General features: G+C 65.9%; 14 protein-coding genes and 1 tRNA gene. 5 read left to right on the forward strand and 10 right to left on the reverse strand.

What is annotated here, in order from left to right:
• Positions 1–54: 54 nt before the first annotated feature.
• The gene (locus AC5RT3_RS14095; RefSeq protein ID WP_494124471.1) at positions 55–297 is read left to right on the forward strand and encodes a hypothetical protein; all 243 of its coding nucleotides are present in this window, start codon (positions 55–57) and stop codon (positions 295–297) included.
• Between the two features lie 185 nt (positions 298–482).
• On the opposite strand, the gene AC5RT3_RS14100 is transcribed toward AC5RT3_RS14095, so the two are convergent.
• The 5 genes from AC5RT3_RS14100 to AC5RT3_RS14120 all read right to left on the reverse strand — a co-directional run bounded on the left by AC5RT3_RS14100 (position 483) and on the right by AC5RT3_RS14120 (position 7,695).
• A tRNA-Pro gene (locus tag AC5RT3_RS14100) sits at positions 483–559 on the reverse strand.
• A 76-nt stretch (positions 560–635) separates the two neighbouring features.
• Positions 636–2,462 (reverse strand): ABC transporter ATP-binding protein, encoded by a 1,827-nt coding sequence (locus AC5RT3_RS14105; protein WP_494124472.1) that lies wholly within the window; start codon positions 2,460–2,462, stop codon positions 636–638.
• Positions 2,459–4,267, reverse strand: a complete 1,809-nt coding sequence (locus AC5RT3_RS14110) for an ABC transporter ATP-binding protein (RefSeq protein ID WP_494124473.1) — start codon at positions 4,265–4,267, stop codon at positions 2,459–2,461. The genes AC5RT3_RS14105 and AC5RT3_RS14110 overlap by 4 nt, the downstream gene beginning before the upstream one ends.
• A 144-nt stretch (positions 4,268–4,411) precedes the next feature.
• Positions 4,412–5,356 carry a metallophosphoesterase gene (locus AC5RT3_RS14115; RefSeq protein ID WP_494124474.1) on the reverse strand — a complete coding sequence of 315 codons (945 nt, stop codon included), beginning with the start codon at positions 5,354–5,356 and terminating at the stop codon, positions 4,412–4,414.
• Between the two features lie 2 nt (positions 5,357–5,358).
• A complete protein-coding gene (locus tag AC5RT3_RS14120) occupies positions 5,359–7,695 on the reverse strand; it encodes a transglycosylase domain-containing protein (protein WP_494124475.1) in 2,337 nt (778 codons plus the stop codon).
• 37 nt (positions 7,696–7,732) lie between these two features.
• On the opposite strand from AC5RT3_RS14120, the gene sp36 reads away from it, so the two are divergent.
• From sp36 to AC5RT3_RS14135, 3 genes are read left to right on the forward strand one after another with little or no spacing between them, the layout of a single operon-like run.
• Positions 7,733–7,888: a Sp36 family protein gene (gene sp36, locus AC5RT3_RS14125; protein WP_009359196.1), complete on the forward strand. Its 156-nt coding sequence runs from the start codon at positions 7,733–7,735 to the stop codon at positions 7,886–7,888.
• Between the two features lies 1 nt (position 7,889).
• Positions 7,890–8,423 (forward strand): RidA family protein, encoded by a 534-nt coding sequence (locus AC5RT3_RS14130; RefSeq protein ID WP_494124476.1) that lies wholly within the window; start codon positions 7,890–7,892, stop codon positions 8,421–8,423.
• Between the two features lie 15 nt (positions 8,424–8,438).
• Positions 8,439–9,350: an NUDIX hydrolase gene (locus AC5RT3_RS14135; RefSeq protein ID WP_494124477.1), complete on the forward strand. Its 912-nt coding sequence runs from the start codon at positions 8,439–8,441 to the stop codon at positions 9,348–9,350.
• 13 nt (positions 9,351–9,363) lie between these two features.
• Here the strand turns inward: AC5RT3_RS14135 and AC5RT3_RS14140 are convergent, their stop codons facing one another.
• Together AC5RT3_RS14140 and AC5RT3_RS14145 are read right to left on the reverse strand one after the other, a co-directional pair.
• The gene (locus AC5RT3_RS14140; protein ID WP_494124478.1) at positions 9,364–9,546 is read right to left on the reverse strand and encodes a hypothetical protein; all 183 of its coding nucleotides are present in this window, start codon (positions 9,544–9,546) and stop codon (positions 9,364–9,366) included.
• Between the two features lie 117 nt (positions 9,547–9,663).
• Complete coding sequence (locus AC5RT3_RS14145; RefSeq protein WP_009359192.1) at positions 9,664–10,341, reverse strand: Crp/Fnr family transcriptional regulator; 678 nt, start codon at positions 10,339–10,341, stop codon at positions 9,664–9,666.
• Between the two features lie 186 nt (positions 10,342–10,527).
• Here AC5RT3_RS14145 and AC5RT3_RS14150 point away from each other — a divergent pair, with 186 nt between their 5' ends.
• The gene (locus AC5RT3_RS14150) at positions 10,528–11,712 is read left to right on the forward strand and encodes a MarP family serine protease (RefSeq protein WP_494051709.1); all 1,185 of its coding nucleotides are present in this window, start codon (positions 10,528–10,530) and stop codon (positions 11,710–11,712) included.
• Between the two features lie 21 nt (positions 11,713–11,733).
• Here the strand turns inward: AC5RT3_RS14150 and aroQ are convergent, their stop codons facing one another.
• From aroQ to acs, 3 genes are all read right to left on the reverse strand, one after another.
• Positions 11,734–12,198: a type II 3-dehydroquinate dehydratase gene (gene aroQ, locus AC5RT3_RS14155; protein ID WP_494051708.1), complete on the reverse strand. Its 465-nt coding sequence runs from the start codon at positions 12,196–12,198 to the stop codon at positions 11,734–11,736.
• A gap of 52 nt (positions 12,199–12,250) precedes the next feature.
• Positions 12,251–13,048 (reverse strand): DeoR/GlpR family DNA-binding transcription regulator, encoded by a 798-nt coding sequence (locus tag AC5RT3_RS14160; RefSeq protein ID WP_494051707.1) that lies wholly within the window; start codon positions 13,046–13,048, stop codon positions 12,251–12,253.
• Positions 13,049–13,140: 92 nt separating this feature from the next.
• Positions 13,141–15,141, reverse strand: coding sequence for an acetate--CoA ligase (gene acs / locus AC5RT3_RS14165; protein WP_494124535.1), 2,001 nt, complete (start codon positions 15,139–15,141; stop codon positions 13,141–13,143).
• Positions 15,142–15,459: the final 318 nt, after the last annotated feature.

Consider the following 15,459-nt stretch of genomic DNA (forward strand, 5'->3'; position numbering starts at 1 on the left):
CAACAAGGGCAGTGCTGACTTTGTAACGAATCCGACTCGTATTGAGGAACCAACATGTTCAAGAAATTGGTCACGGCCACGGTCCTGGCTGGCGCCCTAGCATTTTCTGCCGCGGCTCCGGCCGTACTGTCTGCGGGTTCTCTGGCGGATAATTCCGGTAATGTTGTTGCCACCGGCAACTGGCCGAACCCCATGTCCACCAAGGACAAGAAGAAGGACAAGAGCACCGACACCAGCACTGAGACCAGCGACACCTCGTACACCACGTACACAGGAAACTGGCCCAACCCCATGTAGGAACCTCCTCACCAAGGAGGCGAGGAAAAGCCCCGGAGCCCTGCTCCGGGGCTTTTCTTTTGGTCCAGGTGTAAAGGTTTGGTGATGGATCCGCGTGGGGCCCTTTTGACTTGCATACCGGGAATATTGCGCTAGGTAACGAAACAAAAAAGAGGGCCTTCTCAGAAGACCCTCTTTTTTCCCTTTGGTCGGGATGACAGGATTTGAACCTGCGACCTCTTCGTCCCGAACGAAGCGCGCTACCAAGCTGCGCTACATCCCGATCCGCTGCAAAAGCAACTTTACAAGGATAGCTGATGCCCGGCCTCGATGTGAAATCCGGACCCCGGTACCCGGGGCTAGACCAGTGAGTCCTTCCAGGCTCCGTGAAGTTCGGCGAACCTGCCCCCGCCGCGGGTCAGCTCGGTGGGGCTGCCATCCTCCACGACGCGGCCGTCGTGCACCACCAGGACTCGGTCCGCCGTCTCGACAGTGGACAGACGGTGGGCGATGATCAGGGCAGTCCTTCCCGCGGATCCGGTGCCGGCGAGCAGCCGGGCCAGCCCGTTCTGCACCAGCCGCTCGGAGGGGATGTCCAGTGACGAGGTGGCCTCATCCAGGATCAGCACGGCCGGCTTTGCCAGGAAGGCCCTGGCGAAGCTGATGAGCTGCCGCTGCCCGGAGGACACGCGCCCGCCGCGCTTGTTAACATCGGTGTCGTAGCCCTCCGGCAGGGCCATGATGAAGCCGTGGGCGCCCACCGCCTTGGCCGCTTCCTCGATCTCCGCCCGGGAGGCCTCCGGCCGGCCCAGGGCAATGTTGTCCGCCACGGAGCCGCTGAAGAGGAAGGCCTCCTGGGTGACCATCACGATGTTCCGCCGCAGGTCAGTGGTGCTGAGGTTCCGCAGATCCACGCCGTCGAGGGTCAACGAGCCGGACGTGACGTCGTAGAAGCGGGCAATCAGCTTGGCCAGGGTGGACTTCCCGGCCCCGGTCTGGCCCACCAGGGCGACGGTCTGCCCGGCAGGAATATGCAGGTTCATCGTCGGAACAATGACAGGGCCGTCGCCGTACCGGAACTCCACGTCCTTGAAGTCGATCTCGCCGGCGGCGTCCTTGAGCGCCACGGGGTTCCGGGGCGGCCGGACCGTTGGCACCTCTTCGAGCAGTCCCGAGACTTTCTCGAGGGCAGCCTGGGCGCTCTGGAACGAGTTGTAGAACATGGCCATCTGGTCCACCGGCTGGAAGAAGCGCTTGGTGGACAGGATCAGGGCCAGCAGCACGCCCACGGCAAGGTCGCCGCCGAGGACCCGGAAGCCGCCGAAGAGCAAGACGACGGCCACGCAGACGTTGCCGATCAGCACCAGCCCGGGCTGGAAGATGCCGTTGAGGTTGATGGAGCGGACGGTGGCCTGCCGGTAGTCCTCGGCGAGCTGCCCGTACTGTTCGGCGTTCTCCCGTTCCTTCCGGAACGCCTTGACGGCGCGGATGCCGGTCATGGTTTCCACGAAGTGCACGATCAGCCGGGCGGACACCACCCGGGACTGCCGGAACGCGATCTGCGAGTGCTTCTGGTACCAGCGGGCCAGGAGGAACATGGGCACGCCGGCGGCCAGCACCAGCAGGCCGCTGCGCCAGTCCAGGGCGAAAACGGTGACGGCGGTGAACACCATGAACAGCAGGCCCGAGGCCAGCGAGCTCACCCCGGAATCGAGGAGTTCGCGGAGGGCCTCAAGGTCGGAGGTCTGCCGGGCGATGATCCGGCCGGAGGTGTACTTCTCGTGGAATTCCAGGCTCAGGCGTTGCGTGTGGCGGAAGACCCTGACGCGCAGGTCCAGCAGCATCGACTGGCTGAGCTTCGCCGTGGAGGTGACGTACAGGGCGGTGAGTCCCGCCGTCGCGATGGCTGCCAGGAGATACGCGACGCCGGTGAGCACCAGGGGAAGGTTGTCCCCGGCGCGCAGCGCGGGCAGGGCGTGGTCGATGCCGAACGCGATGAGCGCCGGGCCCGCCACTCGGGCCGCCTGCGAAAGGACCACAGTGGCGATAGTCAGCCAGAACCGTACCCGCACCGGACGGATCAGGGACCGCAGCAGGGCGAGCGACCGGCGCCGTACCGCCCTGCTGTCACTCTTGCTCAGGTGGGCGTTGTCCTCATTGGCGGTGCCGAACGTGGCGGTGCTCATCGGATGGCTTCCTCTGCATGGTCCTCGAGGTCCGAGAGCTCCGAGTCCAGATCCCGGGGTTCCTGGTCCAGGCTGGCGATGACATACCGGTAGTGGTGGTTGCCTGCCAGCAGTTCCGTATGGGTTCCGACGGCGGTGATGCGGCCTTCCTCCAGCAGCGCCACGCGGTCAGCGAGGGCCACGGTGGACGGCCGGTGGGCCACGATCAGTGTTGTGGTGTCCTTGAGGACCTCCCGCAGGCGCATCTCCACCAGTTCCTCGGTGTGCACATCCAAGGCGGACAGGGGATCATCCAGGACCAGGATGCGTGGGCGCGCTGCAATGGCGCGGGCCAGTGCTATCCGCTGCCGCTGGCCGCCGGAGAGGCTGAGGCCCTCCTCGCCGATCAGGGTGTCCACGCCCTCCGGGAGGGAGTAGGCGAAGTGCGCCTGTGCCACATCCAGTGCTTCCTCGAGGACGTGGTCGGTCCGCTCCAGGGCGCCCAGCAGCACGTTGTCCCTGACGGAGCTGGAGAACAGGGTGGTGTCCTCGAAGGCCACACCCACAATGCGCCGGAGTTCCGCGACGTCGAACGCGCGCAGGTCCACGCCGTCGATGATGATGGCGCCGGCGGTAACGTCATACAGCCTGGGCACCAGTTGGATCAGGGCGCTCTTGCCGCTGCCCGTGATGCCCACCAGGGCCATGGTTTCGCCGGGCCGGACCTCGAGGTCGATGTCCTTGAGGATGGGCTTGTCCGGAGCGTCGTCGAAAGCGAAGGACGCGTTGTTGAAGCGCAGCGCACCGTCCAGCCTCTCCGGCATGCACGGTTCGGGTGGACTGGTGATGGTGTTCTCCGTGTCCATCACCTCGTAATGGCGGTCGACGGCGGTCTTGGCCGTGAGTGCCATGGCCAGCAGCATGCCCGAGAACTCCACGGGGGAGGCGATGACGGCTGCGGTTGCGAAGAATGCCACCAGCGCACCGATGTCCAGCTGGCCGGTGGCGCAGAGCATCACGCCCACCACCAGCCCGGCACCGAGGGCGAGCTCCGGCAGGAGCGTGACCACCATGGTGAAGGTTGCCTGGTGCCGGGCCTTCTGGATCTCGGTCTGGCGGAGCTCCTCGGCCTGCTCGTTGAAGCTTTCCAGTGCTTCGCGGCTCCGGCCGAAGGCCTTCAGCACGCGGATGCCGTGAACCGATTCCTCCACCGTGGTGGCGAGGTCACCGGCCTGGTCTTGGCTGCGGCGGGTAACTTTGCTGAAGCGTGTCCGGAACCGGAAGCTGTAGGCCATGATGGGCGCCGCGGCCGCCAGGAAGATCAGCGCCAGCTGCCAACTCATGGCGAACATGATGGCAATGCCGATGATGACGGTCAGGGTAGTGACCACCAGCATGATGGCGCCGAAGGCCATCCACCGGCGCAGGAAGTTCAGGTCCGTCATGGCCCGGGACAGCAGCTGGCCTGAGCCCCAGCGGTCGTGGAAGGACACGGTGAGATCCTGCAGATGGCCATACAGGGACACCCGCATCCGGGTTTCCACTGTGGTGGCCGGGTTGATGACGAATTGGCGGCGGAGCGCCACCAGGCCTGCTTCCGCCACGCCGAGGACCAGGATGAGGCCGGCGGAAGTCCAGACCGCTTGCGTGGCGCCGCCGGGCTTCAGGGATTCGTTGATGAGGACCCTCAGGACCTGCGGAATGGCCAGGGCAACCACACTGGCAAGGAGGGCGCAGAGAAGGCCCAGCAGCAGCCGGGGAATGATGGCGCGGACATGGGGATAGAGACGGCTGATGGATCGAAAAAATGGAGTTTGCTCGGCCATGCCCGCTTCTCAAGCTCTGAATCGAAGGTAGTTTCCCTTAGCAACTACCCTATGCCATGGCCTTGGACGATTCACAGGGTTTACAGCCCGGTCGGCACGCTTGCTTACTTATTGCAGTCCGTGATGGCTTGCGGCTGGTGCGGCTCAGGCAGGCGAGGTAAGCGTCAGCAGGACTGCCTCAGGTTTGCAGGCGATCCGGACCGGGGAGAAGCGGGAGGTGCCGATGCCGCCCGAGACGTTGACAGGCGTCGTGCTTCCATTGCTGGACCAGTCATTCAGGCCCTTCGCACGCCAGGCGGGGAGGTCGCAGTTGGACACCAGCGCCCCGTAGCCGGGGATGCAGAGCTGGCCGCCGTGCGTGTGGCCGGCGAGCAGGAGGTCCGCGCCGCTTTCGGTGAAGTGGTCAAGCACGCGCTGGTAAGGGGCATGGATCACGGCGATCTTGAGGTGGTCGTTGGCATCCTGGTTGATGGTTCCCTTGGGCCAGCCCGCATAGCGTTCGCGGTTCAGGTGGGGATCGTCCACGCCGGAGAAATCGAAGCGCATGCCATTAAGGACCACTGACTGGTGGCGGTTGGTCAGGTCGATCCAGCCGGCCATCCCGAAGCCCGACCGCAGCCGCGGCCAGTCCAGGGGGACGGTCTTGGGCTTGACCTTTGACGGTCCCATCAGATACGAGGCCGGGTTTTTAGGGCTGGGGGCGAAGTAGTCGTTGGAGCCGGGGACGAAAACGCCGGGAAACTCAAGCAGCGGGCGCAGGGCGGCAAGGAGCGGATCCACCGCCTTGGCGTGGCTCAGGTTGTCGCCGGTGTTCACCACCAGGTCTGGCTGGAGTCCGGCCAGGGACTCCAACCAGGCTGCCTTCTTTTGCTGCCCGGGGACAAAGTGGATATCGCTGAGGTGGAGGATGCGGAACGGGTCCCGGCCCGGAGGCAGGATCTCCAGCGTCTCTTCACGCAGCACGAACTGGTTCTTTTCCCACAGCCCGTACCCGGCGGCGGCCAGTCCGACAGCCGCCCCGGCTCCTGCGGTGACGGCAAAGCCGCGCCCGATGGTACGGACGCGGCCGGCCAGCTCATTCAGGGCCACGACTAGCCGTTTCCGTTGCCGTTGTCGTTGTCATCGCCGTTCCCGTTTCCGTTGCCGGTCGGCTGGGGCGCTGGCTGTTGGGTGGGCTGCTGGGCGGGTGCCGGTGCCGGAGCCGGCGCCTGGCTCGCCTGGGGGGCGGTGGTGGCGGGCGTGGTGTTGCGGCTGGAACCGTTGAGCAGGTTGCCGGGCGGTGCCGGGAACGGCTCTGTGCCATAGGCGGGAGCGATGCGGGACATGAAGTTGGAGAACATCGGGCCGGCGATCATGTAGCCGTCAATGCCCTTGTAGAACTTCCCGTTTACGGTGATGTTCTGGCCCGGCCGGTTCTGGGCGCCCAGCGGATCACCAAACCAGGCCGCGGTGGCCAGGCCGGTGGTGTGGCCAACAACCCACGTCGATTCATTCATGTTTGACGTACCGGTCTTGGCGCCGATGGGGAAGTTGGTCCGGGTGGAGATCCGGGGCTGGATCAGTGAGCCGGAACCACGGTTGAGGACTTCCTGGAGCGCGTAGTTCACGCCGCGCGCAACCTCAGGCTTGACGGCGTCCCGGCAGCTGGTGGACTGTGCCGGCAGCTGCTTGCCCGTTGCGTCAGTGACGGAGGTGATGGCGATGGCCTCGCAGAACTTGCCGTCGTTCGCGAAGGTGGCGAAGGCGCTGGCCATGGTCAGCGGGGAGGTCTGCGTGGAGCCCAGCAGGTTGCCCAGGAGGGACATGTTGATCTTCGGGTTCGGTTCCCCCTCAGCGGGCAGGCCGCCGTGCAGGCCGGTGGCGTCCACAATCTTCTGGATTCCGCAGAAGTCCAGCTGGGCCGCCGAGGCGAAGGTCACGGTGTTAATGGAGTTGTAGAGGCCCTCAAGGACGGACAGCGGGCGGTACCACTGCGGCTCGGCGTTCTGCAGGTCATCAGCCGTGCCGAGGCCCTGGTTCTTCTGGGCGGTGCTGTAACCACCGGTTACCTTGCCGCAGGTGTGGCGCCAGGGGAAGCTCAGGGGGTAGACGCGCTGGGCCGAATTCACCACGGTGTTCATGGACTTGCCCTCGTTGAGCCATTCGGCGAACGTGAAGGGCTTCATCGTGGAGCCGGGCTGCGCGCCCCCCAGGCCGTTAAGGTCGTTGCCGTCCTTGTCCAGCTTGTCCACGTTGAAGTTCACCTGGGAGTCGAAAGAGCCCTCGGCAGGCAGGAAGGTGGTGTTCTGCGCCATCGAAATGATCTTGCCGGAGTTCGGCTGCACGGAAACCATGGCAGCACCCCACTTGTCCGGGTTGGCGCCGGCGGAGGCATTGACCTGCTCCTGGGCCGCGGCCTGGGCGGTGGGGTCCAATGTGGTGGTGATGGTCAGGCCGCCGCCATAGATGAGGCGCTGGCGCTCCTTGGGGTCCGCGCCGTAGGCGGGGTTGTTTTCCAGCAGGTGCAGGACGTAGTCACAGAAGTACGGTGCCGTGGAAGCGTAAGCGCAGCCCTGGCGGGCAGGGGTCACTTTGGTTTCCACGGGAGTGGCCACCGCGGCGTCGTAATCGGCCTGGGTGATCCTGCCCTGGTCAAGCATGAGTCCCAGCACCAGGTCGCGGCGCTGCTTGGAGCTCTCCGGGTTGTTGATGGGATCGAACGCGGACGGGCTGTTCACGAGCCCGGCCAGCAGTGCGGACTGGGGGAGCGTGAGGTCCTTGGCGGAGGTGCTGAAGAAGAACCTGGAAGCAGCCTCGATGCCGTAGGCATCCCGGTTGAAGAACACGATGTTCAGGTAGCCCTCAAGGATCTGCTCCTTGCTGAATTCCTTTTCCAGGGCGATGGCGAGCTTCATTTCGCGGAGCTTGTCGCCCACGCCCTTGTTCACGCCGTTGAGCTTGATCTGGTCCTCGTTGCCCTCGGCCGCGAGGTTGGCGTTCAGGACGTTGTTCACGTACTGCTGCGTGATAGTGGAGGCACCCTGGCGGTTGCCGCGCGCGGTGCTGACCAGCGCACGGAGGATGCCGGTGGTGTCCACGCCGCCGTGATCATAAAAACGGCTGTCCTCGACGGCGATGACGGCTTCCTTCACGAACGGTGAGATCTGGTCCAAGGCGACCTTGGTGCGGTTCTCCGTGTAGACGTTGGCAATCTCGCTGCCGTCCGCCGCCAGGATCCTGGTGGTCTGGTTCGGCGGGTCAACCTTGAGTTCCGCCGGTAGTGTGTCGAAGAACTCGATGGAACCGCTTGCAGCACTGCCCGAAACTGCGGCCGCGGGGACCAACAGGCCAGCTACCAGGACACCGCAAATCGCACTCACGCCAAGGAAAACTAGGATCTTTCCGAGGGTGGTGGCAGTATCGAATAAGGGGTTCTTACGAGTCGCCATGTTTTCCACTTTACCGGCAAGGACTAGTCTTTCTCTCATGACCAAATGGGAGTACGCGACGATTCCGCTCATTATTCACGCCACAAAGCAGATCCTGGACCAGTGGGGAGAGGACGGCTGGGAGCTCGTCCAGGTTGTCCCCGGCCCCGACGGCAACGGCCTTGTTGCCTACCTGAAGAGGGAGAAGCAGTAGCATGAGCACCCCCGCAGAAGCCCGGTCCGGCGCGGCTACACAGCCCGTTTCCGCCGTCGAGCAGCGCCTCGCAGAACTCGGATTGACCCTTCCCCAGGTGGCTGCCCCCGTGGCCGCCTACGTCCCGGCCATCATCTCCGGCAACCACGTCTACACCTCCGGGCAGCTGCCCTTTATTAACGGCAAACTCGAAGCTACCGGCAAGGTGTCGGCAGGCGCCGAGGGTGCCGCGGACGAGCCCACAGTGTCCCCCGAGGAAGCCCAGCGCTACGCCGCCGTGTGCGCCGTGAATGCACTGGCCGCGGTCAAGAGCGTGATCGGCGACTTGGACCGGATCACCCGCATTGTTAAAGTCGTGGGCTTCGTCTCCTCGGACCCGTCCTTCACCGGGCAGCCGGCTGTCATCAATGGCGCGTCGGAATTGCTGGGCCGCGTCCTCGGTGACGCCGGCCAGCACGCCCGTTCCGCCGTCGGCGTTGCCGTCCTGCCGCTCGACTCGCCGGTTGAAGTCGAACTGATCGCCGAATTCAGCTAGGACCGGTCGCTTCCCTTGCCACAGCTCGCCCGACGCCTTTTTGCACTTCCCCAGGATCTTGAAGGGGCAGCGCAGAGCTGGCTCGAACACGGCGAACGCACCCCGCGCGCCGCGCGCTTTGCCTCCTCCGTGGTCCTGCTGCGGGATTCCCCCACCGGCCTGGAAACCTGGCTGGCCTACCGGCCAGGTTCCTCGCCGCTGGGGGTCCTTGCGTTCCCCGGCGGTTCCCTGGACGCCGCCGACGACGATCCGATCGGCTGGCTGGGCCCGTCACCGCAGTATTGGGCCGAGCAGATGGGGACGGACGACGTCGGGCTTGCGCGACGGCACGTGGTGGGCGCCATCCGCGAACTCTTCGAGGAGACGGGCGTGCTGCTGGCCGGCCCGGACAATGCGGGCACTGTCGAAGCCACCTCCACGCCGGAGTGGATGCGCGCCAGGCTTGCGGTAGCCGAGCAGGAAAAGACGCTCGCCCAGGTCCTGGAGAAGCGCGGGCTCTCGCTCCGGACCGACCTGCTGAAATCCCTCGTCAACTGGCGCAGCCCCGACTTCGCCCACCGCAGGTTCGACACCCGCTACTTCGCCGCCACGGTGCCGCTTGGCCAGGAGCCCACGCTGCTGGAAGGCAAGGGAGTCTGGGGCCGGTGGGTGAACGCCGCCAAAGTCATCGAGGAGCGGAACAGCACCATCCTCGGGGAGGAGGTGGGCCAGGAAAACACGGTGGGCCGCACCCTCGGCGAACTGATGGTGCCGGGGTCCGAGATCATGCTCGAGAAGATGGCCGCGGCCAACGGCTGCATCGCCTACCTCAGCTACAAGCGCAAGGCCCACGTGTACCAGCCCACGCTGGTGGTGGAGGACGGCAGGATGCTGCTCGAAGTGGAAGCCGCGAAGACCATGCCTGGCGATCCCCAGCGCGAACGCTGAGTGCCGCGGAACGCTAGATCCTGGGCAGCGTGGAATAGGGGCGGCTGGGCAGCGTCCCGGCTGTCCAAGGCCGGATGGAGAGTTCTGGCGGAATTTCACCCCGGCCGTCGCGGATGACGAGGACTATCGTCCCGGCGATGGCGGCCACGGCGGCCACGCCCAGCAGGATCAACAGGACAAACATAGCCACGGACATTGCCATGCACCTCTGGCTTCCATTTTACCGCCCGTAGTTCCGGGTGGGATGGAGTGTGCGCAGTCAGGGCGCAGCGAAAAGGCCGCCCCGTGGGGCGGCCTTTTGCTTGGCTTTTGCCTAGCGGGAGCGCTGGCGGAGGCGCTGCATATCCAGGATGACGACGGCGCGGGCTTCCAGCCGGAGCCAGCCACGCTGGACGAATTCGGCGAGGGCCTTGTTGACGGTTTCGCGGGAGGCGCCCACCAGCTGGGCCAGCTCTTCCTGCGTGAGTTCGTGGGCTACCAGGACGCCGTCGGTGGCCGGGCGGCCAAAGCGGTCGGCCAGGTCCAGCAGGGCCTTGGCAACGCGGCCCGGAACATCCGAGAAGACGAGGTCGGAGAGGGAGTCGTTGGTGCGGCGCAGGCGGCGGGCCAGGGCCTGCAGCAGCTGGGCCGAAACCTCGGGGCGGGTGCGCAGGAGGTTGTTCAGGCTCTCGTTCTTCAGGCCTGCCAGCCGCGTTTCGGAGACGGCGGTGGCCGTGGCGGTGCGCGGGGAGGGGTCGAACAGGGCCATTTCGCCGAACAGTTCGCCCGGGCCCAGGATCGCGAGGAGGGATTCGCGGCCGTCGGGGGAGGTGCGGCCGAGCTTTACCTTGCCGGAGACGATGAAGTAGAGCTGGTCACCCTGGTCGCCTTCACGGAAGACCGAGGCACCGCGGGAGAGGTCCACCTCGGTGAGCTCGTCCGTCAGCAGCCGGAATGCGTCGTCGTCAAGCGTGGCGAAAAGTGGTGCTCGGCGCAGTACCTCGATGTCCATAAAATCTCCTGAGTAAAAGTATCGGCTGTGGCGCTTTTGCCATTGTTTCAGAATTTTCAAGGTTCTGTGACGAACTTGGCACCCGATCCGCCGTGATGACGGGCTCACTGACTCTGCAGGCAACCCCGGAAGATTGTCAGGGAGCGCCATTAGAATGAGGTTTCAACTGTTAATAAGGAGCCTTTCGTGGTCGGCTTGACTGTCCTGGACCTGATCCTGATCCTGGCGCTGCTGTCCTACCTGGTCTACGGCCTGCGCAACGGCTTCCTCGTTACGGCAGGCGGCATCGCCGGTTTCGCCGCCGGTGCGGTAGCCGCATTCTTCGCCGTTCCCCTGGTCAGCGGCTTTGTTGAGGACTCCGGCTGGCGGCTCACCGCCATTGTGGCGGCCGCCGTCGTCCTTGTGGTCCTGGGACACGGTCTGGGAACCATGGTGGGACGGCAGATCCGGGGTGCCGTGCGGATCCGGCCGCTGCGTGCGGTGGACCGGGCTGTGGGCGGCGCCGTGAATGTCGTGGTGTCGGCGCTGGTCATGTCCATGCTGGCGTTCAGCATCAGTTCGCTGGGTGTCCCGCTGGTGTCCCAGCAGCTGGCCGAGTCCAAGGTCATCCGCTTCATCGACGGTCTGACCCCCACGCCCGTCAAGGCCACCATGGCTGAGCTCCGCTCCGCGGTGATCGGCAACGGGATCCCCACCCTCATCGAGGGGCTGGAACAGGGCCCCGCCGTCCCCGTGCCCAACGCGAGCACTGACACGCCTGCCCTCAACCGGGCGGCAGAATCCGTCCTTCGGATCGCCGGGACCGCCTACGAATGCGGCCAAAACCAGACCGGCACGGGCTTCGTAGTCTCCGAGGACCGCGTTGTCACCAACGCGCATGTCGTGGCGGGAGTGTCGCAGCCCGTGGTGGAAATGTCCGACGGCGGCGCGATGCCGGGGCGGGTGGTCTACTTCGACACCAAGCATGACATCGCCGTGCTGGCCGTGGAGGACCTGCCCGCGCAGCCGCTGCCGCTGAGTGCCGATCTCCCTGGCGGCAGCCCGGCCGCGTTCGCTGGGTACCCGCACGGCGGCCCGTTCCAGTCCAAGCCGGCCACGGTGCAGGACATCACCACGGTGCTGGTTCCGGATATCTACGGCAGCAACCCCACGCCTGAGGAGATCTACCGGCTGGCGGGCGACGTGCAGCCGGGCAACTCCGGTGGACCGCTGCTTACTACCGACGGTGCGGTGGCCGGCGTGATCTTCGCCAAGGCAACGTCGGATACGGACATGGGTTTCGCCATCACCATGGACGACCTCAACCCGGTGGCCGCGCAGGCCCCCGCGCTGACCGCAACTGTGTCGTCGGGCCAGTGCATCCAGAAGTGACGGTCCGCCGGAGCTGTCCGCCTAGAGGACCTCAGCCAGGTAGTCGATGGCCAGCCGGTACCCGGTAACGCCTGCTCCGACAATCACTGCCGAGCACACGGGGGACAGGTAGGAGTGGTGCCGGAATTCCTCGCGCTGGTGAACGTTGGTGATGTGCACCTCGACGGCGGGAAGCTGTACGGCGGCGAGGGCGTCGCGTAGCGCCACGGACGTGTGCGTGAAGGCGCCGGCATTGATGACGATGCCGGCGGCGTTTTCGCGGGCGGCGTGGATGGTGTCCAGCAGAACGCCTTCATGGTTGGACTGGACGCACTCCACCACAAAGCCGTGGGTTTTCGCGGCCGCCGCGGCCAGGTCCTCCACGTCGGCAAGGGTGGAGGTGCCGTACTTTTCCGGCTCACGGGTGCCCAGCAGGTTCAGGTTGGGGCCGTTGATTACCAGGATGGTGCCGCGGCTGATATCGGTGGCGGAGGAAGGTTCGGTCATGGGTGCCAATCTATCCCTAGGTGACGGGGGTGCTGTGCATGCTCCGCACCTGTCACGGTTCCCGCCAGGCGGGTGCAACCCGAAGCTTGGTCTTTTCACCGAGTATGCGTTGGGCGTCGGCACCAAGGCCAGCATCGCTGATGACCTCATCCACGTCGTCGAGGGCGGCGATGGAGCTGATACCCAGCATGCCCCACTTGGTGTGGTCGGCCAGGACAACCGTCTTGCGGGCTGCCGCCACGAAGGCGCGGTCTGTCTCCGCTTCCAGAAGGTTGGGCGTGGTGAATCCGGCGTCGGCGTCCATGCCGTGGACGCCGAGGAAAAGGATGTCCAGGTGCAGCTGTTTCAGCGCGCCGGTGGCGATGGGACCCACCAGGGCATCCGAGGGCGTGCGCTCGCCGCCGATCAGGATCACTGTGGACGCGTAGCGCGCCGAACCGGACGACGATGCGTGGTGGAACTGGTCGGCAATCCGCACGGAGTTGGTCACCACCGTGATCCGGGGACCGCCGGCAAGTTCCTTGGCCAGCGCCCAGGTGGTGGTACCGGCGCTCAGGCCCACCGCCATGCCTTCCTGCACCAGCGCCGCGGCCTCCACGGCGATGGCCCGCTTCTCCGCGGTCAGCTGCGTGGATTTCTGTTCAAAGCCGGGCTCGTACGTGCTGGCATCGCCCGGGAGCTTGGCTCCGCCGTGGATGCGCTCCAGCTTGCCGCCCTCCTCCAGCTGCTCGATATCGCGCCGCACGGTCATGAGGGACACGCCAAGCTGCTGGGCAAGGTCCGAAACCCGCACCACCCGTTCGCGCTGGACGGCGTCCACAATGGCCTGGTGACGTGCAGCGGGAAGCATCAGGGCGCATCCTTCGGGGCAGGGGACAGGTCTGCTCCCAGCATACGGCGGCGGCGCCTCCCCACCGCCGGGGAAGCGCCGCCGCCGTCGTCCTACTTCCGGAGGCTCGCCGCGATCTGCTGCATGATCGTGGGATCCGAAAGGGTGGTGGCGTCGCCGGGGTCGCGGCCTTCGGCGACGTCCTTGAGGAGGCGGCGCATGATTTTGCCGGAGCGGGTTTTGGGCAGTTCGGGGACCACGAGGATGTTCTTGGGTTTGGCGATGGGGCCGATTTCCTTGCCGACGTGGTTGCGGAGTTCGGTGATGGTGTCTTCGCCGGTGTCCATGGCGTCGCCGCGGAGGATGACGAACGCGACCACGGCCTGGCCGGTGGTTTCGTCGGCGGCGCCCACGACGGCGGCCTCGGCCACGGCGGGGTGGGAGACCAGGGCGGACTCGATCTCGGTGGTGGAGAGCCGGTGCCCGGAGACGTTCATGACGTCGTCCACGCGGCCCAGGAGCCAGACGTCGCCGTCTTCGTCCTTTTTGGCCCCGTCGCCGGCGAAGTACATGTTCTCGAACCGGGACCAGTAGGTGTCCTTGAACCGTTCGGGGTCGCCCCAGATGCCGCGGAGCATCGCGGGCCAGGGTTCGCGGATCACCAGGAAGCCGCCGTGGCCGTTGGGCACGGAGGCGCCGTTTTCGTCCACGACGTCCACGGCGATGCCGGGCAGCGGGACCTGCGCGGAGCCGGGTTTGGCGGCGGTCACGCCGGGCAGCGGGGCGATCATCTGCGCACCGGTTTCGGTCTGCCACCAGGTGTCCACGATCGGTGCCTTGCCGCCGCCGATGACGTCCCGGTACCACATCCAGGCCTCGGGGTTGATGGGTTCGCCCACGGAGCCAAGGACACGCAGGGAGGTTAGGTCGTACTTGTCGGGGATTTCCCGGCCCCACTTCATGAAGGTGCGGATCGCGGTGGGGGCGGTGTAGAGGATGGAGACCTTGTACTTTTCCACGATCTCCCACCACCGGCCCTGGTGCGGGGAGTCCGGGGTGCCCTCGTACATGACCTGGGTGGCGCCGTTGATGAGCGGGGCGTAGGTGACGTAGGAGTGGCCGGTGACCCAGCCGACGTCGGCGGTGCACCAGTACACGTCGGTGTCCGGGTGCAGGTCGAACACGGCCTTGTGGGTGTAGGCGGTCTGGGTGAGGTACCCGCCGGTGGTGTGCAGGATGCCCTTGGGCTTGCCGGTGGTCCCGGAGGTGTACAGGATGAACAACGGGTGCTCGGAGTCGTGCCCGACGGCGGTGTGCTGGTTCGAGGCGGCGTCCACGGTGTCCGCCCACCAGTGGTCCCGGCCCTCGGTCCAGTCCACGTCCTGGCCGTTGCGCCTGACCACCACCACGTTCTGCACGGTGTGCCCGGGCCGGGACAGCGCCTCGTCCACCGCCGGCTTCAGCGCGCTGGGCTTGCCCCGCCGGTAAGTTCCGTCGGCGGTGACCGCCAGCTTGGCTTCGGCGTCATCGATCCGGGAGCGCAGCGCGTCGGCGGAGAACCCGCCGAACACCACCGAATGCACGGCCCCGATCCGGGCGCAGGCCAGCAGCGTGATGACGGCCTCGGGGATCATCGGCAGGTAGACGGCAACCCGGTCACCCTTGGCCACACCGAGGGACTCGAACGCGTTCGCGGCCTTCTTGACCTCTTCGGTCAGCTCGGCGTAGGTGTATGAGCGGGTGTCGCCCGGTTCGCCTTCGAAATGGATTGCCACCCGGTCGCCGCGGCCGTTTTCCACATGCCGGTCCAGTGCGTTGTACGCGGCGTTGACCTCCCCGCCCACGAACCACTTCGCGAACGGCGGGTTGGACCAGTCCAGAGCCTCGTCGAAATCCTTGCTCCAGGTCAGCAGTTCCCGGGCCTGCTTCGCCCAGAAACCCGGCCGGTCGGCGTCGGCCTCCCGGTACTCCTCCGCGGTGACAACCGCGTTGGCCGCGAACTCCGGCGACGGCGGGAACGTCCGCGTCTCATGGAGCAGGTTTTCGAACGCGTCACCGTGCTGTTCGGAGCCGGCAGGAACGGTGGCCGTGGAGCTTGGAGTGTCCTGGGACATGTGAACCTCATCATTCATCGATCTTCGCTGGCGGCATGGTCGCCGGCCGGGCTCCGCCGCATGCACGACGTCGGGCACCGGTCCGTCACGGTCATACCGCAAAGAGCTGTTCCGGAATCAAGACTAATGCTTGGCCGCGCAGGTGTGTGTGCCGTGTCACAAGCCGGCCCGCGAGCGGCGCTTATTAAGCGGTGAATGGTCTGCCGCGCGTCCTTTCGGTGGTCCCGGCGGTCCCTTGTCAGCTAGTGATCAGCCCGGCTGTTGACTAGGCTGAAATGGAATTGTGACTTCACCTCGGGCCGCTGGAGCCGGGCGCTA

Source organism: Arthrobacter sp. Y3221159 (assembly GCF_059089885.1).

Excerpts from the sequence above, each read along its gene's own strand:
- AC5RT3_RS14095 (WP_494124471.1), top strand. The coding sequence starts at position 55 with ATGTTCAAGAAATTGGTCACGGCCACGGTCCTGGCTGGCGCCCTAGCA.
- AC5RT3_RS14105 (WP_494124472.1), bottom strand. The coding sequence starts at position 2,462 with ATGAGCACCGCCACGTTCGGCACCGCCAATGAGGACAACGCCCACCTG.
- AC5RT3_RS14110 (WP_494124473.1), bottom strand. The coding sequence starts at position 4,267 with ATGGCCGAGCAAACTCCATTTTTTCGATCCATCAGCCGTCTCTATCCC.
- AC5RT3_RS14120 (WP_494124475.1), bottom strand. The coding sequence starts at position 7,695 with ATGGCGACTCGTAAGAACCCCTTATTCGATACTGCCACCACCCTCGGA.
- sp36 (WP_009359196.1), top strand. The coding sequence starts at position 7,733 with ATGACCAAATGGGAGTACGCGACGATTCCGCTCATTATTCACGCCACA.
- AC5RT3_RS14130 (WP_494124476.1), top strand. The coding sequence starts at position 7,890 with ATGAGCACCCCCGCAGAAGCCCGGTCCGGCGCGGCTACACAGCCCGTT.
- AC5RT3_RS14140 (WP_494124478.1), bottom strand. The coding sequence starts at position 9,546 with ATGTCCGTGGCTATGTTTGTCCTGTTGATCCTGCTGGGCGTGGCCGCC.
- AC5RT3_RS14145 (WP_009359192.1), bottom strand. The coding sequence starts at position 10,341 with ATGGACATCGAGGTACTGCGCCGAGCACCACTTTTCGCCACGCTTGAC.
- aroQ (WP_494051708.1), bottom strand. The coding sequence starts at position 12,198 with ATGACCGAACCTTCCTCCGCCACCGATATCAGCCGCGGCACCATCCTG.
- AC5RT3_RS14160 (WP_494051707.1), bottom strand. The coding sequence starts at position 13,048 with ATGCTTCCCGCTGCACGTCACCAGGCCATTGTGGACGCCGTCCAGCGC.
- acs (WP_494124535.1), bottom strand. The coding sequence starts at position 15,141 with ATGTCCCAGGACACTCCAAGCTCCACGGCCACCGTTCCTGCCGGCTCC.